Genomic DNA, 22,816 nt, shown 5'->3' on the forward strand with positions numbered 1-22,816 from the left:
GCCCGCTCAGGCGTCGCGCTTCTTCAGCACCAGCGCCCCGCCGGCCAGCGCGGCGAGCGTCCAGGCCAGGCAGATGACGAAGCCCGCCCACGGCCCGTACGGCTGGCCGTGCTGCTCGTAGACCAGCAGCATCCGGGAGCCGGCGTAGTCGGGGAAGTAGTGGGCGACGGTCTTGGCGCCCGGCACCGCCGAGAGGATCGGCGAGAGCAGGAAGAAGAACGGCACCAGCACGCCCAGCGCCAGGGTCTGGTTGTGCAGCATCGCGGTGACGCCCGCCGAGAAGAGGCAGAGCATCGTGAGGTAGAGCGCGGCGCCGAACACCGCGCGCAGCACGTTCGGTTCGCCCAGCGTGGTGGAGTGGTCGCCGAGCAGCGCCTGGCCGGTGAAGAAGGTGAGGAAGGCCGTCACCAGCGAGACGGCGAGGGCGAGGGCGCCGAGCACCACGGCCTTGCCGGTGAGCAGGGTGCCGCGTTGCGGGACGGCGGCCAGGGTGACCCGGATCATCCCGGTGCTGTACTCGTTGCCGATCGCCAGCACCCCGAAGACGATGATGGCCAGCTCGCCGAGCATGATGCCGGCGAAGGCGGTGCCGGTGGCGTCGAAGGGGGAGTCCTCGCTGCGGAACTCCTCGAAGTTGTTGTTGGTGAGCAGGGACAGCAGGGCGCCGACGACGAGGGTGACCACGAAGGTCAGCGCGAGGGTCCAGACCGTCGAGCGGACGCTGCGGATCTTGGTCCACTCGGACCGCAGGACCGCGGGGAAGGACGCCATCTCAGTTCTCCTCCTTGTCGGGGGAGGCCGGTTTCCGCTCCCGGCCGCCCTGCCAGCCGGCGCCCCAGGCGCCGGGCGCGCCCGCCGCGTCGGTGCCCGGCCCGTCGCCGGCGTGGTACTCCACCGCATCGGCCGTCATCTGCATGAACGCCTCCTCCAGCGAGGCCTGCTGCGGACTGAGCTCGTGCAGCACCACGCCGTTCGCCGCGGCCAGCTCGCCGAGCGCGGCGAGTTCGCCGTCCACCACCTCGTAGGAGCCGTCCGGGCCGGCCTCGGGCCGCAGTCCGGCGGCCGCCAGGACGTCGAGCAGCCGCTCGGGCTGCGGGCTGCGCAGCCGGACGGCGGAGCGGGAGTTGCGGCGGATGAACTCGGCCATCGGCAGGTCGGCGAGCAGCCGGCCCCTTCCGATGACCACCAGGTGGTCGGCGGTGACGGCCATCTCGCTCATCAGGTGGGAGGAGACGAAGACGGTGCGGCCCTCCGCGGCGAGGCGCTTCATGAGGTTGCGGATCCAGAGGATGCCCTCCGGGTCCAGGCCGTTGACCGGTTCGTCGAACATGACGATCTCCGGGTCGCCGAGCAGCGCGCTGGCGATGCCGAGGCGCTGGCCCATGCCGAGCGAGAAGCCCCGGGCGCGCTTGCGGGCGACCGCGGTGAGACCGACCAGGGCGAGCACCTCGTCCACCCGGCGTTCGGGGATCCGGTTGCTCTGGGCGAGCCAGAGCAGGTGGTCGCGGGCGGTGCGGCCGGGGTGGACGGCCTTGGCCTCCAGCAGCGCGCCGATGTACTTGAGCGGTTCGCTGAGCTGTCCGTACCTCTTGCCGTCGATGGTCACCCGGCCGCCGGTGGGCCGGTCGAGGTCGAGGATCATGCGCATGGTGGTGGACTTGCCGGCGCCGTTGGGCCCGAGGAACCCGGTGACCACGCCCTGCGGGACCTTGAAGCTCAGCCGGTCCACCGCCAGGGTCGTGCCGTAACGCTTGGTCAGGTCGTGCAACTCGATCATGGGGACTCCCTCACTCTCCGTCAGGCTATGACAAACGGGGCAAGGCGGCCCGCTGAGTGGGCCCGCCGGGCGCACCGGAATACGGTGGCCCCATGACCCAGCTCCCCTCCGCAGTGTCGGTCCGCGAGAGCGGTACCGGAACACCCCTCGTGCTGCTGCACGCCTTCCCGCTCAACGCCGCCATGTGGTCCGCCCAACTGGACGGGCTCCCCGGCCCGGCCGGGAACCGGGCGCGGGTGATCGCACCCGACCAGCGCGGCTTCGGCGGCACCGGGCTGGGCCCGGAGGAACCCTCGCTGGAAGCCGTCGCCGACGACGTCGCCCGGCTGCTCAACGCCGTCGGCACCGACCGGGCGGTGCTCGGCGGGATCTCCATGGGCGGCTACGTGGCGATGGCCTTCGCCGAGCGCCACCCGGACCGGCTGGCCGGCCTGCTGCTGGCCAACACCAAGGCCACCGCCGACCCGCAGGCCGTCAAGGAGAACCGGGAGCGGATCGCCTCCGCCGTCCTGGCCCGCGACAGCGTCCGGCTGCTGCTGGAGGAGCGGATGGCGCAGGGGCAGCTCGCCCCGGGCTCGCAGCACCTGGCCGCCCGGGTGCAGGAGATGGTCGCCGCCGCCCCACCGGCCGCCGTGGCCTGGGCGCAGCGGGCCATGGCGGCCCGCCCGGAGCGCCTCGACGTCCTGGCCGGGCTGCGGGTGCCGGCCGCGGTGGTGGCGGGCGAGGAGGACGCGCTGATGCCGCTCACCGAGGCGGAGATGATGATGCGGGCCCTGCCGGACGCGGAGCTGACGGTGCTCCCCGGCGTCGGCCACCTGAGCGCGATCGAGGCGCCGGAGGCGTTCGACGCGGTGGCGCTGCGGCTGCTGGAGCGGGTGGCGGCCGGATGAGGGAGGAACGGGCGGAGACCGGCGGCTGGGACTTCTCCGCACTGGAGGTGACCGGGCGGATGCCGGTGACCAACCGGGCCGAGGGCCTGCTCGAACTGACCCTGGAACCGCTGGGCGAGGACTACTGGCTGCGCCCGGGGGAGACCTTCATCGTCACCTCGTACGGGGACTACGGACCGGGGCACCCCTTCGAGGTGCAGTACTGGCCGGACTCGGTGTCGGTCTGGTGCACCTCGTGGTTCGGGACGGTCTCGGACGACGAGGGCAACCAGCTCAGCTGCGGGCACCAGCGCCCGGACGGCGCCTACCCGCGCTGAGGACGCCGGGGGAAGGGGACGGCCCCCGCCCGGGGAGGGCGGGGGCCGTCGGGGCCTGCGGGCCGCGTCAGCGCGACTGCTGGGCGGGCACGCCCATGGTGTCGTCGTTCGGCAGCGAGGCGGCGGCCACGGCCGCGCCGGTCAGCGTCGCCAGCATCTCGCGGACGTTGGTCAGCTGGGCGTTGATGCTGTCGCGGCGGTTGGTGAGCGCCGCCAGCTCGCGCTCGGATTCGCTGCGGATGCGGTCGGCCTTGGCGTTGGCGTCGGCCACGATGTCCTCGGACTGGCGCTGGGCCGTCTCGACGGTCTGACGGGCGCGGCGCTCGGCGTCGGTGCGCAGCTTCTCGGCCTCCAGGCGGAGCTGCTCGGCGCGGTGCTCGATCTCGGCCAGCCGCTTCTCGGCCTTGGCCTGACGGGCGGCCAGGTCGCGCTCGGACTGCTCGCGGCGCTTGGCCAGGTTCGTCTCGAACTCCAGCGCGGCCTGGGCGGCCTTGGTGCGGGTCTCCTCGAAGAGGGCGTCCGCCTCCTCGCGCTTGTTCTGGGCGTCCTTGTTGGCCTCGGCCCGCAGCTGGGCGGCGTCGCTCTTGGCCTTGTCGACGATCCGCAGGCCCTCGTCCTCCGCCTTGGCCTTGCGGTCCTTGGCGTAGTTCTCGGCCTCGGTGCGGACCTGCTGGGCGGCCGCCTCGGCGAGCTCGCGGTGCTGCTCGGCGGCGCGGTGCGCCTCCTCGCGCAGGTCCTTGGCCTCCTCCTCGGCGAGCCGCAGGATCTTCTCGACCCGGGCGCCGAGACCGGCGTACGACGGCTCGGCCTCGGCGACCGCCGCCTGGGCGGTCTGGGTCTCCAGGTGGAGCTCCTCGATGCGCTTCTCAAGGGCGCTGATCCGGGTCAAGGCACTGTCACGGTCGGCCACCAGCTTGGTGATCCGCTCGTCGACCTGGGCGCGCTCGTACCCACGGCGCACCAGGTCGAAGCCGTGAGGGGAGTGACTGTCGCTCATGGGGTTCTGGGCTTCCTGTCGTCAAACCGCTGAGGTGGTTGAGGGAATCCTGACACGGTACCGGAGTGTCGGCGACGAAACGCCGTTGTCCCGCGGACAATGTCCGCTCAATCGGGTGGTGCGTTCTTGGAGCGATTGCCACCCGACCGGGGAGAGCCAATTCCGGCACCAGCCTTGGCACCCCCGTCCTTCTTGGAACTGCTTCCCCCGTTGGCCTGCGCGACCGGTGACGGCGCCTCGAAGGCCTCCAGCGCGGACAGCACGTCCTGCACCCTGGAGATCTCGGTGTTGATGTCCTTGCGGCGGCGCACCAGTTCGTCCAGCTCGCGCCGGCCCTCCTCGGTCGCCCGCTTCGCCTCGGCCCGCGCCTCGGCGAGCAGCCGCTCGGCCTCCGCCCTCGCCAGTTCGATCTGCTCGTCGGCGGCCCGGTCGGCGGCCCGCAGCCGCTTCTCGGCCTCGGCCGACGCCGTCTCCAGCCGCTCCTCCGCCTCGTCCTGGGCGGACTTCAGCTTGGCCTCGGCCTTGACGATCAGGGCCTCGGCGCGGTCGGTGGAGCTGGCGAGCTTGGTCTCGGCCTCCTTCAGGAGGCTCTCGGCCTTGCGGACCGCCGAGAGGCGCACCTTGCTGGCCTCGGCGGACGCCTCCGAGGTCAGCTCGTTGGCCCGGTCCTCGGCGGCCGCGACCAGCGCCGCCGCCCGGTCCTCGGCCTCGGCGACGGTGGCCACCGCCTGCTCCTCGGCCTCGGTCAGCTGCTCCTGGGCGGCCGTCACCAGCGCGTCCACCCGCTCACCGGCCGACTTCATGGCCTGCGCGTTCTCCTTGCGGGCGCGCTCGTGCAGGGCCTCCACCTCGGCGTCGGTGCGCTCGCGCAGCTCCTCGGCGCGCTCGCGGATCGCGGTGGCGTCCCGGCGGGCCTCGGAGAGCAGCGCATCGGCGTCGGCCCGGCCCTTCTCGACGGCCTCCTGCCCGGCGGCCTCGCCGGCCGCGACCAGCCGGTCGGCCTCCTTGCGGGCGGCGGCGACCATCGCGTCGGCCTGCTCCTCGGCGGCGGCGGTGGTGGCCAGCGCGGTGGTCCGGGCGTCCTCGCCGAGCGACTCGGCGTCCGCGAAGGCCTTCTCCAGCACGGACTTGGCCCGCTCGCGGGTGGACCTGTCGAACTGCTCGGCGGCCTCGCGGACCTCGGCGTCGTAGGCGTCGGCGCGGCCGTGGGTGGCGGCGTCGTACTCGTCGGCGAGGGTGCGGGTGGCGAGCGCGTACTCCTCGGCCTCGGCGCGCAGCGCGGCGGCGAACTCCTCCGCCTCGGCGACCGTGGCGGCGGCCCGCTCCTCGCCGGCGGCCACCGTCCGGGCGGCCAGCTGCTCGGACTCGGCGCGCTGCTGCTCGGCGGCCTCCTGGGCGGCGCGCAGGGTCTCCTCGGCCTCGGCGCGCAGCTGCTCGTCGTAGGCCTGCGCCTCGGCGCGCTGCCGGGCCAGCTCCAGCTCGGCGGCCTCGCGGTCGGCGGCCAGCTCCAGCGCGGTCTGCTCGCGCAGCGCGGTCGTCTCGGCCTCGGTGCGGGCCCGCAGGTCGGCGCTCTCGTGCTCGGCGGTCTCGCGCAGCTGCGCCGCGTCGTGCTCGGCGGCGGCCCGCAGCTCGGCGGTCTCGCGGTCGGCGAGCGCCCGCAGTTCGGTGGTCTCCCGGTCGGCGGTGTCGCGCACCTCGGCGGCGGCCCGCTCGGCCTGCTCGCGCAGCTCCTCGGCGTCCCGCTCGGCGGCGGCCCGCAGCTCGGCGATCTGCTGGGAGGCGGTCTCGTGCAGCCCGGCCACCGACTGGCGGACCTCGGCGGCCTCCTCCTCGGCGGCCTCGACCAGGGCGGCGGCCTCGGTCCGGCCGGCCTCGACGAGCTCCTCGCCGTCGCGCCGGGCCTGCTCCAGCTCCGCACCGGCCTCGGCGCGGATCGCCGCGGCGGTGGCCCGGGCCTCGGACAGCTCGCGGCCGGCCTCGGCGCGGACCGTCGAGGCCTGCTCCTCGGCGAGCGCCAGCTCGGCCGCGCCCCGCTCGCGCTGCTTCCTGGCGGCGGTCTCGGCCTCGGTGCGGACGCGTTCGGCGTGGGCCTCGGCGGCCTCGCGGACGGCGGCGGCCTCGGCGGCGGTGCGCTCGGTCAGCTCCGCGGCGGCGGTCTCGGCTTCGGTGCGGCGCTGTTCGGCGGTGGTTTCGGCGGCTTCGAGGGCGCGTTCGGCCTCGGCCTGGAGGCGGGCGGCCTCGGCGGCGGTGCGCTCGGTGAGTTCGGCGGCGGCGGTCTCGGCTTCGGTGCGGACGCGTTCGGCGTGGGCCTCGGCGGCTTCCCGGACGGCGGCGGCCTCGGCGGCGGTGCGCTCGGTCAGCTCCGCGGCGGCCGTCTCGGCCTGCTCGCGCGCGGCCGCGGCGGCGGCCAGCTGCTCGGCGGTCTCCTCGCGCTCCCGGAGCAGCCCGGCGGCCGCCTCCTCGCGCTCGCGCCGGCTCTCCTCGCGCAACTGCGCGGCGGCGGCCTCGGCCTCGGCCCTGGCCCGGGCCGCCTCGGTGTCGGCCTCGGAGCGGACGCGTTCGGCGTCGGCCACCGCGGCGTCGCGCACCGCGTTCGCCTCGGCCTGGGCGTCGGACCGCAGCGCCTCCGCGGCGGCGTTCGCCTCCGCGCGCACCCGCTGGTCGAACTCGGTGGCCCCGCGGCGCAGTTCGGCGGTCTCGCGCTCGGCGGCGGACCGGTTCTCGGCGGCCGCGGCCTTGGCGGCGGTGAGCGCGTCCCGGCCCTGCTGCTCGGCCGCGGCGGTGGTCTTGGCGGCCTCGGCGCGGGCCCGCTCCAGGGTCTGCTCGGCCCGGCGCTGGGTCTCGGCGGCCCGTTCCTCGGCCTGCTCGCGCAGCCGCTCGATCTCGGCGGCGGCACCCGCGCGCAGCTCGTCCGCGTCCGACTTGGCCTTGGTGAGCAGCTCCTCGGCGCTCTTCGCCGACTCCTCGATCTGCAGCACCGCCTGCCGGCGGGCCTCGCCGCGCACCCGGTCGGCCTCGGCGGCGGCCTGCGAACGCAGCTCCTCCGCCTCGGCCCGCAGCCGGGCGGCCTCGTCCTGCATCTCCTGGATCCGCTCGCGGATCGCGGCGGCGTCGTCCAGGGCGGCGTTCTGGGCGGCCTCGACGGCGGCCTGCGCCTGCTCCCGCAGCCGCTCGGCCTCGGCGGCGGCCTCGGCCCGGATCCGCTCGGCCTCGGCGCCCGCGCCGGTGCGGGCGGCCTCGGCGTCCCGGCCGGCCCGCTCCAGCATCTCCTCGGCGGCCTTGGCAGCCTTGGCCAGCTGGGCGGCGGCGTCCTTGGCGCCGGCCGCCCGGCCGGCCTCCTCGGCCTCGGCGCGCAGCTGCTCGGCGGCGGCCTCGGCCTGCGCCCGCAGCTCGGCGACGTCGCGGTCGGCCCGGGCGCGCAGCTCGGCGATCGCGGCCTCGGCCTCGGAGCGCAGCTGACCGGCCACCGACTCGGCGGTGGCCCGCAGCCGCTCGCTCTCCTCGGCGGCGGCGGCCCTGGCGGCCTCCGCCTCGGCCTGCTTGGTGGCGGCCTCGGCGCGGATCGCCTCGGCCTCCTTGGTGGCGTGGGCGACCATCCGGGCCACCTCGGCCCGGGCGGTCTGCGAGCGCTGCTCGTTGGCGGCCTCGCCGTCGGCGACCTTCCGCTCGGCGGCGGCCTCGGCATCGGCCTGGAGCTGCACGGCGGCGGCCTCGGCCCGGGCCCGCAGCTCGGCGGCCTCCTGGCGGGCCCGCTCGGCCTCGGCGACGGCCTCCTCGCGCAGCCGTGCTATCTCCGCCTGGGCGTGGTCGAGCTCCTGCTGGGCGCGGGCCTGCTCGGCGGCGGCGGCCTCCTTGAGCCGGCCGATCTCCGCCCGGGCGTGACCCAGCTCCTGCTGGGCGGCGGCGTGCGCGGCGGCGAGCTGTTGCTGGGCCTCGCCGCGGGCGGCGTCCACGTCGGCGGCGGCCTGGGCACCGGCCTGCTGGGCCTGCTCGGAGGCGGCCCGCAGCAGCCGCTCGGCGTCGCTCTGGGCGCGCTGGAGGGCGGCCTCGGCGGCGGCCTGGGCCTCGCCGCGGGCGGCGTCGACATCGGCGGCGGTCTGCGCGCGGGCCTGGTCGGACAGGGCGGCGGCCTCGGCACGGGCGGCGGCCATCATCCGGTCGGCCTCGGCGCGGGCCTCCTGGAGCAGGCGCTGGGCCTCCTGCTCGGTGCCGGCCCGGGTCTGCTCGGCCCAGCTGACGTTCTCGTTGACGTGCTGTTCGGCGCTGCGCCGCAGCTCGGCGAGCTCCTCCTCCAGCTGGCGGCGGCGGGCGGCCAGCTCGGCCTCCAGCCGGGCGGTGCGCTCGGCGGCCTCGGCCATGATCCGCTGGGTGGCGGCCTGGGAGTCGCGCAGCTGGCGCTCGGCGTCGGCCCGCAGCTGCTGGGCCTGCATCTCGGCGGTGCGGAGCATCTGCTCGGCCTGGCCGGACACGGCGTCGAAGGCGCGCGGCTGGGCGAGCATGCGACGGGACTCGTGCAGCTTGGCCCGGAGCACCTCCACCTGGTAGGCGAGGTCCTCGGCATGCTCGACTGACTTGTCCCGCTCCTTCCGAGTCCGATCCATCTCGGCCTCGAACTGGGAGAGGTGATCGTCAACCTCGTAGCGGTCGTAGCCCCGCACTCCGCGGTCCCATCCATCTCCTGGTCGCGTCCTCGACCCGGCCGGTCCGCGGTCCCCTGGTCGAGGCACGGTCCGACTGGTCCTTGCATCCGCGGCCGTCCGGACACCCCGTCGTAGCCGGGGACGCCCGCCGCGGTCGTCGGAGTCCGGGGCGCGGGAGCGCGGTCGATCCGCATTCCCCCGTCCGGGTGGACTCCTGGGCGAACTCTTGCCTTGTGGAGAATGGTGACAGATCCGTCTAGCGACTGTTCAGCCGTGCCCGCGTAATGGACTCCCCTGCGACGGGCCTCCCGCCGGGGCGGACGGGCCTGTCTTCGGCCGTGCCCGTCGGCCCCGTCCCCCGGAGTCTTCGCGCACCTGGGCATTGTAGTGGGAGCGTCTTGCGGGGGAATGGTCGCGTGGGGGTTTTCGGGGTTGCCGGCCGAGGTTACTGACGGGTCATGAGGGTGGCGGGGCGGCGGACGGCCGGCTGCCGCCCCGCGCCGGCGGCGGAAACCTCAGTGCGCGTCGGACTCGGCGGCGGTGACCAGCTCGGTCAGCACCCCGCCGCAGTCCTTGGGGTGCAGGAAGGTGATCCGCGAGCCCATCGAGCCGGTGCGCGGCTGGTCGTAGAGGACCCGCACGCCCTTGGCCCGGATCTCCTCGGAGTCGGTGTCGACGTCGGCGGTGCCGAAGGCGATGTGGTGGACGCCCTCGCCGTTCTTCGCCAGCCACTTGCCGACCGGGGAGTCCTCGCGGATCGGCTCCAGCAGCTGGAGGTAGGAGGCGCCGCCGTCGCCGGTGTCGTTGATCTTGAGCATGGCCTCGCGGACGCCCTGCTCCTCGTTGACCTCGCTGTGGAACACCTCGAAGCCGTAGGTGGCGCGGTAGAACTCGACCGTCTTGTCGAGGTCGTGGCAGGCGATGCCGATGTGGTCGATGCGGGTGAGCACGGGGGCCTCCGGTCTGGGGCTGGTGCGACAGGACGGCAACAGTGCAGCGCATGCCGGACGGCGGCGCCAGGGGTGGGGGTGCGAGTCCGGTCACACGGGGGCCGGCGGCAGGGTTCACCCGGATCGGAGCGGCACGGTGTTGACTGGATGGTGCCAGTGCGCTCGATCACATCTTGGGTCCGGTGACGGGCGGGTAACAGGTCAGTACATTGAGCGGAATCCTCCACCTGGCCACGACGTGCGAAGGGGCTCGTCCCATGACCAACACCACCTCAGTGATCGTCGCCGGGGCACGCACCCCGATGGGCCGGCTGCTCGGCTCCCTCAAGGGCTTCTCCGGTGCCGATCTCGGCGGCTTCGCGATCAAGGCGGCGCTGGAGCGGGCCGGCATCACCGGCGACCAGGTCCAGTACGTGATCATGGGCCAGGTCCTGCAGGCCGGCGCCGGCCAGATCCCGGCCCGCCAGGCGGCCGTCAAGGCCGGGATCCCGATGAACGTCCCGGCGCTCACCATCAACAAGGTGTGCCTCTCCGGCCTGGACGCCATCGCGCTGGCCGACCAGCTGATCCGGGCCGGCGAGTTCGACATCGTGGTGGCCGGCGGCCAGGAGTCCATGACCAACGCCCCGCACCTGCTGCCGAAGTCCCGCGAGGGCTACAAGTACGGCGCGATCGAGCTGCTCGACGCGATGGCGCACGACGGACTGACCGACGCCTACGAGAACATCCCGATGGGCGAGTCCACCGAGAAGCACAACGCCCGCCTCGGCATCCCGCGCGAGGTCCAGGACGAGATCGCCGCCGCCTCGCACCAGCGGGCCGCCAAGGCGCAGGCCGACGGCGTCTTCGACGCCGAGATCGTCCCGGTGGAGATCCCGCAGCGCAAGGGCGAGCCCGTCCTGTTCAGCCAGGACGAGGGCATCCGCGCCGACACCACCGTCGAGGGCCTGGCCAGGCTGCGCCCGGCGTTCACCAAGGACGGCACCATCACCGCCGGCACCTCCTCGCAGATCTCGGACGGCGCCGCCGCCGTGGTCGTGATGAGCAAGGCCAAGGCCGAGGAGCTGGGCCTGGGCTGGATCGCCGAGATCGGTGCGCACGGCAACGTCGCCGGCCCGGACAACTCCCTGCAGTCGCAGCCGTCCAACGCGATCAAGCACGCGGTCGCCAAGGAGGGCATCACGGTCGGGGACCTCGACCTGATCGAGATCAACGAGGCCTTCGCCGCCGTCACCCACCAGTCGACGAAGGACCTCGGCGTCTCCTCCGAGATCGTCAACGTCAACGGCGGCGCCATCGCGCTCGGCCACCCGATCGGCATGTCCGGCGCCCGGGTCGTGCTGCACCTGGCGCTGGAGCTGCAGCGCCGCGGCGGCGGCATCGGCGCGGCCGCGCTGTGCGGCGGCGGCGGCCAGGGCGACGCGCTGATCGTCCGGGTGCCCAAGGCCTGACGACCGACGCAACGACCGTTCTTCCGGGGCTGCGGACCGCTACGAGCGGTCCGCGGCCCCTCGGCGCAAGGAGCAGCCAACCGTGATCGATGTGCCGACCCTGGTCGAGCAGGCCCGGCAGGGCCGCCCGCGGGCCGTCGCCCGCCTGATCTCCCTGGTCGAGAACGCCGCGCCCGAGCTGCGCGAGGTGATGGCCGCGCTGGCGCCGTACACCGGCCAGGCCTACACCGTCGGCCTGACCGGCTCGCCGGGCGTGGGCAAGTCCACCTCCACCTCGGCGCTGGTCTCGGCCTACCGCCGGCTGGGCAAGCGGGTCGGCGTGCTGGCGGTCGACCCCTCCTCGCCGTTCTCCGGCGGCGCCCTGCTCGGCGACCGGGTCCGGATGCAGGACCACGCCACCGACCCCGAGGTGTTCATCCGCTCGATGGCCACCCGCGGCCACCTCGGCGGACTGTCCTGGGCCGCCCCGCAGGCGCTGCGGGTGCTGGACGCGGCCGGCTGCGACGTCATCCTGGTGGAGACGGTCGGCGTCGGCCAGTCCGAGGTGGAGATCGCCGCGCAGGCCGACACCACCGTGGTGCTGCTCGCCCCCGGGATGGGGGACGGCATCCAGGCCGCCAAGGCGGGGATCCTGGAGATCGGCGACGTGTTCGTGGTCAACAAGGCCGACCGGGACGGCGCCGACGCCACCGCCCGGGAGCTGAACCACATGCTCGGCCTGGGCGAGGCCCGGGAGGCGGGGGACTGGCGCCCGCCGATCGTGAAGACCGTCGCGGCCCGGGGCGAGGGCGTGGACGAGGTGGTCGAGGCGCTGGAGAAGCACCGCGCCTGGCTGGACGAGCACGGCGAGCTGGCCGTGCGCCGCCGCCGCCGGGCCGCCGACGAGATCGAGGCGATCGCGCTGGCCGCGCTGCGCGCCCGGATCGGCGACCTGCACGGTGACCGGCAGCTGGCGGCGCTGGCCGAGCGGGTGGTGGCCGGCGAGCTGGACCCGTACGGCGCGGCCGACCGGCTGGTGGCCGGTCTGACCGCGCACTGACCCGGCCCGCGCCCGGCGCCCGGAGGCCGGCAGCCCGTCCCGCGGGACGGGCTGCCGGCCTCCGGCCGGTCCGCTCAGCCGCGGCCGCGCAGGCCCCGCAGGTGCTCGGCGACGGGCGCCAGCGCCTCGTACATCGCGTCGAGCTGCTCGGGGGTGAAACGGTCGATGAAGTGCGCCCGGACGCTGCGCACATGGCAGGGCGCGACCCGCTGCATGGTCTCCCAGCCCTGCTCGGTGAGGTTGGCGTAGAGGCCGCGGCGGTCACCGGCGCACTCCTGGCGCAGCACCAGGCCGGCGTTCTCCATGCGGGTGATCTGGTGCGAGAGGCGGCTCTTCGACTGGAGGGTGGCGGTGGCCAGGTCGGTCATCCGCATCCGTCGCTCGGGGGCCTCGGAGAGCACCACGAGGATCTCGTAGTCGTTGATCGCCAGGTTGTGCGGCTGGAGTTCGCGGCTGAGCTGGTAGTCCAGCAGCTTGGCGACCTCCAGGTGCGCGCGCCACAACCGCTGCTCCCTGGCGGTCAGCCAGGGGGTCTCCTCCTCGGGCCCCCCGGGCGGTGCGGCTGAGGTGTCGGCAGGGTCGATCGTGTGCGTCTCCATGGCCCCAGGATACCGCATTTAGTTCAATGTTGTACGACTTTACCGGATCCACATCCGGTGACCGCCGGGATCCGGCCACGGTGCGACGGGCCCGCCCGTCGCACCGCGGCCGCGCGGTCAGAGCCCGAAACGCCGTCCGAGGTTGCCCAGGTTACCGAGACCGGGCACGTTCACGTTCGGCAGCTGGGTGCCGTGTCCCGAGGGGTGCTGGGTCGGCACCCCGCCCATCGGCACCCCGGCCTCGGCGTGCACCTGGCCGACCGCCCGCTCCGCCATCAGCACCTCGGTCGACTGCAGCAGCACCTGGCCGGCACCGATGAACTCGAACTGGTGCTCCTCGCCGGAGGCCCCGCCCAGCCCGGTGAACCGGCGCAGCCCGCCGATGAGGCCATGCATGTAGTCGTGGTCGTAGTGGTGGCACGGCGCCGGGCAGTCCGCCCAGCCGACCAGCGCCTGCGGGTCCACCCGGATCGGCGGCTCGACGAAGTGCACCGGCCCGTTCGAGGCGGCGACGAACTTGCCGGTGCCGATCAGGGTCAGGAAGCCCGGGATGATCGACTGCTTGAGCTTCAGGCCGGGCTCGAAGGCCAGCAGGTTCCCCGAGCGGACCGTCAGGTTCCCCTCCTCCAGGTCGTAGGAGTTGAGGTCGAAGGCCCGGTCGGCCAGCAGCAGCTTGCCGCGCCCCTCGGCGACCACCCAGTCCGCCGCGTGCATCGGCGAGTTGAAGTTCCCCATCAGCCGGTCGGCCACGCCGGCGCCGACGCCCTTGAAGGAGATGTCGCCGTAGTAGGCGATCATCTTGCCCTTCTGCAGGAAGTACGAGCCGTTGAGGTCCACCGAGAAGGCGTACGGGTTGACGTTGTCGTCGGACGGCAGGCTGTGCGCGTCGTGCACCACCGGGCCGGAGCCGTCCTGCGCCTTGGGCAGCGGGGCCTGCGCGCCGCCGTACTGCTCCTGGGCGTACTGCTGCGGCGGCTGGGCGGGGTAGCCCTGCGGCGGGGGCGGCGGGTAGCCGCCCTGCTGGGGGTAGCCCTGCGGAGGGTAGGGCTGGCCCTGGGGCGGATAGGGCTGACCCGGCGGGGGGTACGGCTGCCCCTGCGGGGGGTAGGGCTGGCCCTGCGGCGGGTAGCCGGGCGGCGGGGCGGCGGGGTGGCCGGGCTGGGTCGGCTGCCCGTACGGGTCCTGCGGGTGCCCGTACGGGGGCTGCGGCGGGTAGGACATCAGAGCTTCTCCTCGCTCGCCTGCACGTACACCGTGCCGTGCCCGGACAGCTCCAGCTGGAAGGCCTCGCCGGAACCGCGGCCGATCATGTCGCGCCACCCCAGCGCGGTGGACAGCTTGTTCTGGACCTGGCCGCGGTGCGCGACGTAGGCCTGCGGGTCGACGTGCACCGGCTGGTGCGGGGTGATCGGCAGCTCGAAGACGCCGCCGTGCGCCATCACCGCGATCGAGCCGTGGCCGTCCAGCTTGGTGGTGAACAGGCCCTGGCCGGTCACCTGGCCGCGGACCATGCCCATCACGCCGCCCTGCGAGCCCATGAACATGGTGGACTGCTGCAGCGAGCCCTCGAAGGCCAGCAGCCGGTCCGCCTCGACGTACAGGGTGTCGCCGGTCAGGTCGATCACGTGCACGTGGTGGCCGCCGTGGCCGAACATCACGCTGCCCTGGCCCTCGACGGTCATCAGCGGGGTGTCCTCGTTGGCCACCCGGCGTCCGATCATCGACATCACGCCGCCCTGGCCGCCGGTGATGTTCGGCGTGAACTTCACCTCGCCGGTGTACGCGAGCATCGCGCCGCGCTGGCTGAACAGCCGCTGGCCCGGCACGACCCGGGCCTCGATCATCTTGTTGTTGATCTTCGTGAAGGCCATCAGACGTCCCCCCCGACGGTCAGCTTCTCGGAGGGCTGCACGTAGACCAGGCCCTCGCCGGTGAACTCCACCTGGACGGCCTCGCCGCCGCCCTCGCCGATGAAGGTGCTCCAGCCGGCGCCGGACTTGATGGAGCGGTTGAGGTTGCCGGTGTGGGCGACGTACGCGCCGGGGTCGACCCGCAGCGGCATGCCCTGCGAGACCCGCAGGATGATCGCCGGCCCCTGGGAGGTGACGGCGGCCCACCCGTGGCCCTCGACCTTGGTGGTGAACAGGCCGTTGCCGGAGGACACGCCGTTCAGGCCGGTGAAGGTGGTGCCGGTCTTCAGCGTGCCCTCGGTGCAGAGCAGATTGTCGGACTCGACGTAGAGCGTCTCGCCGTTCAGCCGCACGAGGTTGATCTCGGTGGCCTGGTCGGCGAAGTAGCAGGTGCCCTGTCCCTTCACCTCCATGACGGTCATCTGCTCGCCGGTGAGCCGGCGGGTGACCATGCCGCGCAGGCCGTCACCGCCGCCGCTGAGCTTCTTGAAGTTCATCTGGCCCGTGTAGGCGACCATGGAGCCGTTCTTGGCCTTCACGAAGTCGCCGGTCATGTCGACGGCGAGCGTCTTTGACCCCTGGAGTCGAAACTGTGCCACGGCCGCAATCTAGCGGTCGGCGGGCGCGGCGGGGGAGGGGGCGCGGGTGTTCTGGTACGCGTCTGCGACAAAGCGGGCGGCCGGGACGGGCCGCCACCCCCCGGCGGCGGGTCCGGACGTGTGCTCGGTGATAATGGAGCGGATCCTTGTGAGTCCGTTCACAAGCGATCTCCGAGTCCCCCGCGTATCGAGGTACCCATCGTGAACAGCAGCGCCGTCCACCGCCTGCGCCTGGTCTCCGGCCCCGAAGGGGTCTCCTTCCTGCTCCTGCTGCTCTGCTCGGTGCTCAAGCGCACCACCGACTTCAACGCCGTGCCGGTGATGGGCATGGTCCACGGCATCCTGTTCGTCCTGTACGTGGTCTTCTGGATCATGGCGTGGCAGACGCAGAAGTGGGACGTCAAGCGCGGCGCCCTGCTGTTCGTCCTCTCGGTGCTCCCCGGCGGCGGCTTCGCGGCCGAGCGGATGCTCGCCAAGGAGGAGCGCGGGGAGGCCGCGGTGCCGGCCGCGGCCTGACCTCCCCCCGCACACGCCGGCAGGCTGCCGGGGCCCCCTCTCCCAGTGGGCCCCGGCAGCCTGCCGTTCTTTCCGGGGGTGGTCCGTCGGCGGCTAGTTGACGCCCACCGCGCTCCAGGCCGCGGCCACCGTCTTGTACTCGGGGGTGTTGGTGCCGCCGAAGAGGTCCGCCGCGGCGGACAGGGTGCCGGTGCGGGCCCCCTTGTAGTTGGTGCTGGAGGTGAAGTACACGGTCAGCGCCCGGTACCAGATCGCCGCGGCCTTGTCGCGGCCGATGCCGGTGACGGTCGAGCCGTTGGAGGTCGGGCTGTTGTAGGTGACGCCGTTGATGGTCTTGGTCCCGCTGCCCTCGCTGGCCAGGTAGAACCAGTGGTTGGCCACGCCCGAGGAGTAGTGGACGTCGATGCCGCCGATCCCGGAGTACCAGGTGTCCTTGGACGAGCCGTCCTTGGAGGGCTTGTCCAGGTAGCGCAGCGGCTGGCCGTTGCCGAAGATGTTGATCTTCTCGCCGATGAGGTAGTCCGGCACGTCGACCGCCAGGTTGGCGTACCACTCGACCATGGTGCCGAAGATGTCCGAGGTGGCCTCGTTGAGGCCGCCGGACTCGCCGGAGTAGGTCAGGTTGGCGGTCGCCGAGGTGACGCCGTGGCTCATCTCGTGGCCGGCCACGTCGAGGGCGGTCAGCGGGTTGACGTTGCCGTTGCCGTCGCCGTAGGTCATGCAGAAGCAGGAGTCCTGCCAGAAGGCATTGACGTAGGCGTTGCCGTAGTGCACCCGGTTGCTGGCGCCGACGCCGTTGTTCTTGATCCCGTTGCGGCCGTAGGTGTTCTTGTAGAAGTCCCAGGTGGCGCCGGTGCCGAACTGCGCGTCGACCGCGGCGGACTGGGTGTCGGAGGCGGTGCCGTTGCCCCAGTTGTTGTCCGCGTCGGTGTACAGCGCGTTGCCGCTCTTGGCGTTGCCGGTCCACTGGTTGCCGCGGGCCGGGTCCTTGAGCTGGTAGGTGGAGCCGCTCTGGGTGGTGTTGAGGGTGACGGTGCCGACGTGCACGCCCTTGCCGATGCCGTTGACGGTCTGCACCTCCTCGTGGGTGGAGAGCACCTGGCCGGTGGCGGCGTCGGTGAGCAGCCGCTGGCTGCTCGGGGTGCCGTCGGCCCGCTCGCCGTGGACCACGGTCTGGTAGGCCAGCCGCGGGCTGCCGTCGCCCGCCCAGACCACCAGGGCGGGGGTGCTCGCGCCGTCGACCCTGGTGACCGGGGAGGCGTCCTTGTCGGTCGGGGCGATGCCGACGGTGGCCCGGACCGAGGCGACGGCCTGGTCGGAGGCGGCGGCGGAGGAGAGCGCCGGGGTGAGGCTCGGCAGTGAGAGCCGGCCGTCGAAGGCCCGGTCCACCGAGGTGATCGTGCCGTTGGCCTTCTGGTGGACGACGAGGTCGCCGCCGAGGACCGGCAGGCCGGCGTAGGTGCGGTCGTAGCGCAGGTGGCGCGTGCCGTTGGCGTCGACCACCACGTCCTTCACGACCAGCTGCTCCTGGCCGCCGAGGGCGAGCGCCCTGGCGACCGGCGCGGCCTGCTGCCCGGCCAGCGCGACGAGCGATGCCTGCTGCGGGACGGGCGCGGCCTGGGCCGGGGCGGCGGCGACCTGGATGGCGCCGGCCAGCAGGGCGGAGGCGGAGAGTACGGCGCCGGCTGTCAGCTTTCGCTTCACGAGCGGGTTCCTTCCACGAAACCGCGGGTGCGCGGTCACGCCACGTACCGGGGCGCCGGGGTTGGCGCCAGGGGGCGGTAGGGCGCTGACGTGCTGCTCCCGTGCGGCCTGACGCGTCGTCGATGGGTGGGGGCGACGGGCGTCCGGACGGGGCTTTGGACAGAAGCATGACAATGCAGGTCGTGAAAGGACAGGGTGCCGCGGGGGATTGGCCAGGTCTCGCCAACGCCCTTACGGGTGGTGGGGGGTGGGACAGCTGCCCGGAATGTCCGGACGGGTCCGCTGGCGGGATCCCGCCAGCCGTTGGACTTGTCGACCCGGGCCCGCGTTGCTACGCGGGCGAATGACACGGCGTCCGGGGGCCCGCCTCCCGTCGGGGACCCCGGACGCCTGCCGCGCGGCCGTCAGTTGACGTTGACGCCGCTCCACGCGGCCGCCACCGCGTTGTACTCGGCGCTGCCCGCGCCGTAGAGGTCGGCCGCCGCGCTCAGGGTGCCGGTGCGGGCCGCCTTGTAGTCGGTGGTCGAGGTGAAGTAGACGGTCAGCGCGCGGTACCAGACCGCCGCGGCCTTGTCGCGGCCGATGCCGGTGACGGTCGAGCCGTTGGAGGTCGGGCTGTTGTAGCTGACGCCGTTGACGGTCCGCGCGCCGCTGCCCTCGGCCAGCAGGTAGAAGAAGTGGTTGCCCACGCCCGAGGAGTAGTGGACGTCCAGGCCGCCCACCGAGGAGGACCAGTAGTCGGCCGAGCCGCCGTCCTTGGAGGGCTTGTCCATGTAGCGCAGCGGGGTGCCGTCGCCGTTGATGTCGATCTCCTCGCCGATGAGGTAGTCCGGCGGGTCGGCGGGGAGGTTGGCGGACCACTCGACCATGGTGCCGAAGATGTCCGAGGTGGCCTCGTTGAGGCCGCCGGACTCGCCCGAGTAGTTCAGCCCGGCGGTGGCCGAGGTGACGCCGTGGGTCATCTCGTGGCCCGCGACGTCCAGCGCGGTCAGCGGGTTGGTGTTGTTGGTGCCGTCGCCGTAGGTCATGCAGAAGCAGGAGTCGTTCCAGAAGGCGTTGACGTAGTTCCTGCCGTAGTGGACCCGGCTGGTGGCGCCGACGCCGTTGTTCTTGATGCCGTTGCGGCCGAAGGTGTTCTTGTAGTAGTCCCAGGTGGCCGCCGCGCCGAACTGGGCGTCCACCGCGGCCGACTGGCGGTTGGCGGCGGTGCCGTCGCCCCACACGTTGTCGGTGTCGGTGAACAGGGTGCCGGAGCCGGAGGTCTTGCCCTTGAGGTCGCTGGTGGACTGGCCGCCGCGCGAGGCGTCCTTGAGCGAGTAGGACGAGCCGCCCTGGGTGGTGGTCAGCGGGACGGTGCCGACGAAGACGCCGGTGCCGGAGCCGGAGGCGGTCTGCACCTGCTCGTGGCTGGACAGCACCTGGCCGGTGGCGGCGTCGGTGACCAGCAGCAGGCTGCTGGGGGTGCCGTCGGCGCGCTCGCCCTCCACGGTGGTGCGGTAGGCCAGCCGCGGGTTGCCGTCGGCGGCCCAGACGACCAGCTGGGCGGCGCCGGCCCGGTGGACCCGGGTGACCGGGGACTCGTCCTTGTCGGCGGCGATGCCCGCGGTGGACGCCACCGCGCCGGAGGCCTGGTCGGCGGCCCGGTCGGCGGGGATCGCCGGGGTCAGGCTCGGCACCGTGATCCGCGCGGCGACGGCCTTGTCGACCGCCTTGACCGTGCCGTCGGCGCCCTGGTGCACGACCAGGTCGCCGCCGAGCACCGGCAGGCCGGCGTAGGTGCGCTCGAAGCGCAGGTGGCGCGTGCCGTCGGCGTCCACCACGGCGTCCTTGGCGACCAGCTTCTCCTGGCCGCCCAGGCCGAGGGCGCCGGTCAGCGGGCCGGCCTGGCCGTTCGCCAGCGCGATCAGGCCGGCGCGGTGCTCCGCGGCCCGGGCCTGGACCGAGGGGGTGGGGGTGGCCTGGGCGGCGGTGCTCACCTGGATGACGCCGGTGAGGAGGGCGGTGGCGGAGAGTACGGCGCCGGCTGCGAGCTTTCGCTTCACGTACAGGTCCTTCCGGGAAACCGCGTGTGCGCGGTCGCGCCGCGTTCCGGGGCGCCGGGGTTGGCACCTGAGGGGCGGAACGGGCGCTGACGTGCTGCTCCGTGCGGTCCACGGTGGTCACCGGCGAGTGGGGCGGCGGCCACCGGACGGGGCTGGCCGAAAGCATGACAATCCAACAAGTGAAATGACAGGTCTCGTTCATGGATTGGCCAGGTTCCGCCAGTGCGACGGAAGGTGAACGGAGTGACGAAAGGGGTGGATCACCCCGGCTTCCAGCGGGTTACCACCCGAACCGCCGCCCGGCGGCGGGGGCGGGCGCCGTCCGGGGGCCGGTCGCCGCCCCCGGAGGTGCGGTCGGTGTCCGTTCACACCCCCGCAACGTGCTGGTCCGTACCTGACGGACCGCCTGGCGGGTTCCCGCCACGTGTCGCGCTTGTCCACCATCAGGACGCCTGGTAGCCCCCGCCCCGCCCGCCGGTACGGTAAGGAGGTGGCCAAGCCCCTCGCACTCGACTTCGACCCGATCGCCCGTGCCGACGAGCTGTGGACCCGCCGCTGGGGGACCGTCCCCGCGATGGCGGCGATCACCTCGATCATGCGGGCGCACCAGATCCTGCTCTCCCGCGTGGATGCGGTGCTCAAGCCGTACGGGCTGACCTTCGCCCGCTACGAGGCGCTCGTCCTGCTCACCTTCAGCCGGACCGGCGAGCTGTCGCTCTCCAAGATCGGCGAGCGCCTGATGGTCCACCCGACCAGCGTCACCAACACCGTCGACCGCCTGGAGCGGGCCGGCCTGGTCGCCCGCCGCCCCAACCCGCTGGACGGCCGCGGCGTGCTCGCCGCGATCACCGGCCGGGGCCGCGAGGTCGTCGAGGGCGCCACCCGGGAGCTCATGGCGATGGAGTTCGGCCTGGAGGAGTACGACGCCGGCCAGTGCCGCGAGGTCTTCGACCTGCTGCGCCCGCTGCGGGTGGCGGCGGGCGACTTCGCCGAGCCGCCCGGCGAGGGGCCTGCGCTGGCGGAGGCGTGAGGGCGGCTACCCTCGTGTGAGCGGTGCGCGGATCAGGACGTACCCCCCCGATGCTGCCGAGCGAGGCGATGAAGACGATGAAGGCGACCCCCCTGCTGGGCTGGTACCGCGCCCTGGCCGTTGCGACCGGTGTGGCGCTGCTGGTGTTCTGCGGCTTCATGGTCGCGAAGTACGGCTTCGACGCGGCCGAGGACCTGACCACCTACGTGGCGATGCTGCACGGCTACCTCTACATCGGGTACTTCGTGGTGACCTTCATGCTCGGCCAGAAGCTGAAGTGGCCGCTGGGCCGGATGGTCTTCTTCCTGGCCGCCGGCTGCATCCCGTTCGCCTCCTTCGTCGCCGAGCGCAAGGTGGTCGCCGAGGCCGCCGCCAAGGCGCCCTCCGGCGACGCCGCCCGCCAGCCGGCCGGCGTCTGAGCCGCAGAGCCCCCCGGGGCGCCCTTCCCCGTGCGGGGGAGGGCGCCCTTTCGCATGGTCCGGCACCCGGGCCCCGGTGTCCGTCGACAAGTACTAGGACGTCCGAGTAAATTAGTAGGACGTCCTAACAGCTGTGCCGCCCGCTGGCGTGGCGGCCGTACGGAGCGGAGTTCGGGGTCATGGACGCCGAGGAGATCGAGCGCGGACGGCAGCGCTGGCAGCAGCGGTACGACAGCGCCCGCAAGCGGGACGCGGACTTCACCACCCTCTCCGGGGACGAGGTCGAGCCGGTCTACGGCCCGGCCCCCGGGCAGGCCCACGAGGGCTTCGAGCGGATCGGCTGGCCCGGCGAGTACCCCTACACCCGGGGCCTGCACCCGACCGGCTACCGCGGCCGGACGTGGACCATCCGCCAGTTCGCCGGCTTCGGCAACGCGGAGCAGACCAACGAGCGGTACCGGATGATCCTGGAGGCGGGCGGCGGCGGCCTCTCGGTCGCCTTCGACATGCCCACCCTGATGGGCTACGACTCCGACGACCCGCGCTCGCTCGGCGAGGTGGGCCACTGCGGCGTGGCCATCGACTCGGCCGCCGACATGGAGGTGCTGTTCCGCGGCATCCCGCTCGGCGAGGTCACCACCTCGATGACGATCAGCGGCCCGGCGGTGCCGGTCTTCTGCATGTACCTGGTGGCCGCCGAGCGGCAGGGCGTCGACCCGTCGGTGCTCAACGGCACCCTGCAGACCGACATCTTCAAGGAGTACATCGCCCAGAAGGAGTGGCTCTTCGCGCCCGAGCCGCACCTGCGCCTGATCGGCGACCTGATGGAGTACTGCGCCGACGGGATCCCGGCGTACAAGCCGCTCTCGGTCTCCGGGTACCACATCCGCGAGGCCGGGGCGACGGCCGCGCAGGAGCTGGCGTACACCCTGGCCGACGGCTTCGCCTACGTCGAACTGGGCCTGTCCCGCGGCCTGGACGTGGACGTCTTCGCGCCGGGCCTGTCCTTCTTCTTCGACGCGCACCTCGACTTCTTCGAGGAGATCGCCAAGTTCCGTGCCGCCCGCCGGATCTGGGCCCGCTGGATGCGCGACCGGTTCGGTGCGAAGACCGACAAGGCCCAGTGGCTGCGGTTCCACACCCAGACCGCCGGGGTCTCGCTCACCGCCCAGCAGCCGTACAACAACGTGGTCCGCACCGCCGTCGAGGCGCTCTCGGCGGTGCTCGGCGGCACCAACTCGCTGCACACCAACGCCCTGGACGAGACCCTGGCGCTGCCCTCCGAGCAGGCCGCCGAGATCGCCCTGCGCACCCAGCAGGTGCTGATGGAGGAGACCGGCGTCACCAACGTGGCCGACCCGCTGGGCGGCTCCTGGTACGTCGAGGCGCTGACCGACCGGATCGAGCAGCAGGCCGAGGAGATCTTCCGGCGGATCCTGGACAAGGGCCGTGAGGACCACCCGATCGGCCCGATCACCTCCGGCATCCTGCGCGGGATCGAGGACGGCTGGTTCACCGGCGAGATCGCCGAGGCCGCCTTCCAGTACCAGCAGGCGGTGGAGAAGGGCGAGAAGCGGGTCGTCGGCGTCAACTGCCACCCGCGCAGCGTCACCCCCGAGCTGGAGATCCTGCGGGTCAGCCACGAGGTGGAGCGCGAGCAGGTCCGGGGGCTGGGCGCGCGCAAGGCGGCCCGGGACGAGGCCGCGGTCCGGGCCGGGCTGGACGCGATGCTGGCCGCCGCGCGGTCCGGCGCGTCGATGATCCCGCCGATGCTGGACGCGGTGCGGGCCGAGGCCACCCTGGGCGAGATCTGCAACGCGCTGCGCGAGGAGTGGGGGATCTACCGGGAGGCCGCCCGGTTCTGAGCCCGCCCCCGCCCGCGCGGAGGCCGCCCGGCACGCCCCTGGGAGGGGCGCCGGGCGGCCTCGGTGCGTTC

At 73.4% G+C, this 22,816-nt stretch carries 19 protein-coding genes; 8 read left to right on the forward strand and 11 right to left on the reverse strand.

Translation table 11 applies throughout. From position 1 onward, the window contains the following. Positions 1–6: 6 nt before the first annotated feature. Both ACF1AK_RS22135 and ACF1AK_RS22140 read right to left on the reverse strand, forming a co-directional pair. A complete protein-coding gene (locus tag ACF1AK_RS22135; protein WP_391500521.1) occupies positions 7–771 on the reverse strand; it encodes an ABC transporter permease subunit in 765 nt (254 codons plus the stop codon). 1 nt (position 772) lies between these two features. After that, positions 773–1,777: an ABC transporter ATP-binding protein gene (locus ACF1AK_RS22140; protein WP_391500522.1), complete on the reverse strand. Its 1,005-nt coding sequence runs from the start codon at positions 1,775–1,777 to the stop codon at positions 773–775. Between the two features lie 92 nt (positions 1,778–1,869). Here ACF1AK_RS22140 and ACF1AK_RS22145 point away from each other — a divergent pair, with 92 nt between their 5' ends. Together ACF1AK_RS22145 and ACF1AK_RS22150 are read left to right on the forward strand one after the other, a co-directional pair. Then, a complete protein-coding gene (locus ACF1AK_RS22145) occupies positions 1,870–2,667 on the forward strand; it encodes an alpha/beta fold hydrolase (RefSeq protein WP_391500523.1) in 798 nt (265 codons plus the stop codon). Further along, positions 2,664–2,984, forward strand: coding sequence for a hypothetical protein (locus tag ACF1AK_RS22150; RefSeq protein WP_350553087.1), 321 nt, complete (start codon positions 2,664–2,666; stop codon positions 2,982–2,984). The genes ACF1AK_RS22145 and ACF1AK_RS22150 overlap by 4 nt, the downstream gene beginning before the upstream one ends. A gap of 67 nt (positions 2,985–3,051) precedes the next feature. On the opposite strand, the gene ACF1AK_RS22155 is transcribed toward ACF1AK_RS22150, so the two are convergent. The 3 genes from ACF1AK_RS22155 to mce form a co-directional block, all read right to left on the reverse strand. Further along, on the reverse strand, positions 3,052–3,981 hold the full coding sequence (locus tag ACF1AK_RS22155; RefSeq protein WP_344345574.1) for a cellulose-binding protein: 930 nt from the start codon (positions 3,979–3,981) through the stop codon (positions 3,052–3,054). Between the two features lie 107 nt (positions 3,982–4,088). Beyond that, positions 4,089–8,582, reverse strand: coding sequence for a hypothetical protein (locus tag ACF1AK_RS22160; protein WP_391500524.1), 4,494 nt, complete (start codon positions 8,580–8,582; stop codon positions 4,089–4,091). A 554-nt stretch (positions 8,583–9,136) separates the two neighbouring features. Then, on the reverse strand, positions 9,137–9,571 hold the full coding sequence (gene mce / locus ACF1AK_RS22165) for a methylmalonyl-CoA epimerase (RefSeq protein WP_391500525.1): 435 nt from the start codon (positions 9,569–9,571) through the stop codon (positions 9,137–9,139). Positions 9,572–9,828: 257 nt separating this feature from the next. On the opposite strand from mce, the gene ACF1AK_RS22170 reads away from it, so the two are divergent. Next, entirely contained in the window at positions 9,829–11,022 is a 1,194-nt protein-coding gene (locus tag ACF1AK_RS22170) for an acetyl-CoA C-acetyltransferase (RefSeq protein WP_391500526.1), read from the forward strand. 82 nt (positions 11,023–11,104) lie between these two features. After that, the gene (gene meaB / locus ACF1AK_RS22175; protein WP_391500527.1) at positions 11,105–12,061 is read left to right on the forward strand and encodes a methylmalonyl Co-A mutase-associated GTPase MeaB; all 957 of its coding nucleotides are present in this window, start codon (positions 11,105–11,107) and stop codon (positions 12,059–12,061) included. A 74-nt stretch (positions 12,062–12,135) separates the two neighbouring features. Here the strand turns inward: meaB and ACF1AK_RS22180 are convergent, their stop codons facing one another. The 4 genes from ACF1AK_RS22180 to ACF1AK_RS22195 form a co-directional block, all read right to left on the reverse strand. Then, complete coding sequence (locus ACF1AK_RS22180; RefSeq protein WP_391500528.1) at positions 12,136–12,660, reverse strand: MarR family winged helix-turn-helix transcriptional regulator; 525 nt, start codon at positions 12,658–12,660, stop codon at positions 12,136–12,138. Positions 12,661–12,777: 117 nt separating this feature from the next. After that, on the reverse strand, positions 12,778–13,587 hold the full coding sequence (locus ACF1AK_RS22185; protein WP_391500596.1) for an AIM24 family protein: 810 nt from the start codon (positions 13,585–13,587) through the stop codon (positions 12,778–12,780). Positions 13,588–13,880: 293 nt separating this feature from the next. Next, a complete protein-coding gene (locus ACF1AK_RS22190; protein ID WP_391500529.1) occupies positions 13,881–14,531 on the reverse strand; it encodes an AIM24 family protein in 651 nt (216 codons plus the stop codon). Then, the gene (locus ACF1AK_RS22195; protein WP_391500530.1) at positions 14,531–15,169 is read right to left on the reverse strand and encodes an AIM24 family protein; all 639 of its coding nucleotides are present in this window, start codon (positions 15,167–15,169) and stop codon (positions 14,531–14,533) included. The genes ACF1AK_RS22190 and ACF1AK_RS22195 overlap by 1 nt, the downstream gene beginning before the upstream one ends. Positions 15,170–15,367: 198 nt before the next feature. On the opposite strand from ACF1AK_RS22195, the gene ACF1AK_RS22200 reads away from it, so the two are divergent. Continuing rightward, positions 15,368–15,685, forward strand: a complete 318-nt coding sequence (locus ACF1AK_RS22200; RefSeq protein ID WP_391500597.1) for a DUF3817 domain-containing protein — start codon at positions 15,368–15,370, stop codon at positions 15,683–15,685. A gap of 93 nt (positions 15,686–15,778) precedes the next feature. On the opposite strand, the gene ACF1AK_RS22205 is transcribed toward ACF1AK_RS22200, so the two are convergent. Together ACF1AK_RS22205 and ACF1AK_RS22210 are read right to left on the reverse strand one after the other, a co-directional pair. Then, positions 15,779–17,389 carry a M4 family metallopeptidase gene (locus ACF1AK_RS22205; RefSeq protein WP_391500531.1) on the reverse strand — a complete coding sequence of 537 codons (1,611 nt, stop codon included), beginning with the start codon at positions 17,387–17,389 and terminating at the stop codon, positions 15,779–15,781. Positions 17,390–17,793: 404 nt separating this feature from the next. Further along, a complete protein-coding gene (locus ACF1AK_RS22210) occupies positions 17,794–19,431 on the reverse strand; it encodes a M4 family metallopeptidase (protein WP_391500532.1) in 1,638 nt (545 codons plus the stop codon). Between the two features lie 490 nt (positions 19,432–19,921). On the opposite strand from ACF1AK_RS22210, the gene ACF1AK_RS22215 reads away from it, so the two are divergent. The 3 genes from ACF1AK_RS22215 (at position 19,922) to ACF1AK_RS22225 (ending at position 22,745) form a co-directional block, all read left to right on the forward strand. Further along, entirely contained in the window at positions 19,922–20,461 is a 540-nt protein-coding gene (locus tag ACF1AK_RS22215) for a MarR family winged helix-turn-helix transcriptional regulator (protein ID WP_391500533.1), read from the forward strand. A gap of 50 nt (positions 20,462–20,511) precedes the next feature. Further along, positions 20,512–20,880 carry a DUF3817 domain-containing protein gene (locus ACF1AK_RS22220; RefSeq protein ID WP_391500534.1) on the forward strand — a complete coding sequence of 123 codons (369 nt, stop codon included), beginning with the start codon at positions 20,512–20,514 and terminating at the stop codon, positions 20,878–20,880. A 179-nt stretch (positions 20,881–21,059) separates the two neighbouring features. Beyond that, positions 21,060–22,745 carry a methylmalonyl-CoA mutase gene (locus ACF1AK_RS22225; RefSeq protein ID WP_391500535.1) on the forward strand — a complete coding sequence of 562 codons (1,686 nt, stop codon included), beginning with the start codon at positions 21,060–21,062 and terminating at the stop codon, positions 22,743–22,745. Positions 22,746–22,816 lie beyond the last annotated feature (71 nt).

The sequence above is a fragment of the Kitasatospora sp. NPDC015120 genome (assembly GCF_043080305.1).
Lineage (GTDB): Bacteria > Actinomycetota > Actinomycetes > Streptomycetales > Streptomycetaceae > Kitasatospora.

Bases quoted from the DNA above. Each gene is read 5' to 3' on its own strand.
- ACF1AK_RS22135 (WP_391500521.1), bottom strand. From the start codon at position 771: ATGGCGTCCTTCCCCGCGGTCCTGCGGTCCGAGTGGACCAAGATCCGC.
- ACF1AK_RS22180 (WP_391500528.1), bottom strand. From the start codon at position 12,660: ATGGAGACGCACACGATCGACCCTGCCGACACCTCAGCCGCACCGCCC.
- ACF1AK_RS22145 (WP_391500523.1), top strand. From the start codon at position 1,870: ATGACCCAGCTCCCCTCCGCAGTGTCGGTCCGCGAGAGCGGTACCGGA.
- ACF1AK_RS22225 (WP_391500535.1), top strand. From the start codon at position 21,060: ATGGACGCCGAGGAGATCGAGCGCGGACGGCAGCGCTGGCAGCAGCGG.
- ACF1AK_RS22150 (WP_350553087.1), top strand. From the start codon at position 2,664: ATGAGGGAGGAACGGGCGGAGACCGGCGGCTGGGACTTCTCCGCACTG.
- ACF1AK_RS22190 (WP_391500529.1), bottom strand. From the start codon at position 14,531: ATGGCCTTCACGAAGATCAACAACAAGATGATCGAGGCCCGGGTCGTG.
- ACF1AK_RS22155 (WP_344345574.1), bottom strand. From the start codon at position 3,981: ATGAGCGACAGTCACTCCCCTCACGGCTTCGACCTGGTGCGCCGTGGG.
- ACF1AK_RS22220 (WP_391500534.1), top strand. From the start codon at position 20,512: ATGCTGCCGAGCGAGGCGATGAAGACGATGAAGGCGACCCCCCTGCTG.
- ACF1AK_RS22140 (WP_391500522.1), bottom strand. From the start codon at position 1,777: ATGATCGAGTTGCACGACCTGACCAAGCGTTACGGCACGACCCTGGCG.
- ACF1AK_RS22160 (WP_391500524.1), bottom strand. From the start codon at position 8,582: ATGGATCGGACTCGGAAGGAGCGGGACAAGTCAGTCGAGCATGCCGAG.
- ACF1AK_RS22170 (WP_391500526.1), top strand. From the start codon at position 9,829: ATGACCAACACCACCTCAGTGATCGTCGCCGGGGCACGCACCCCGATG.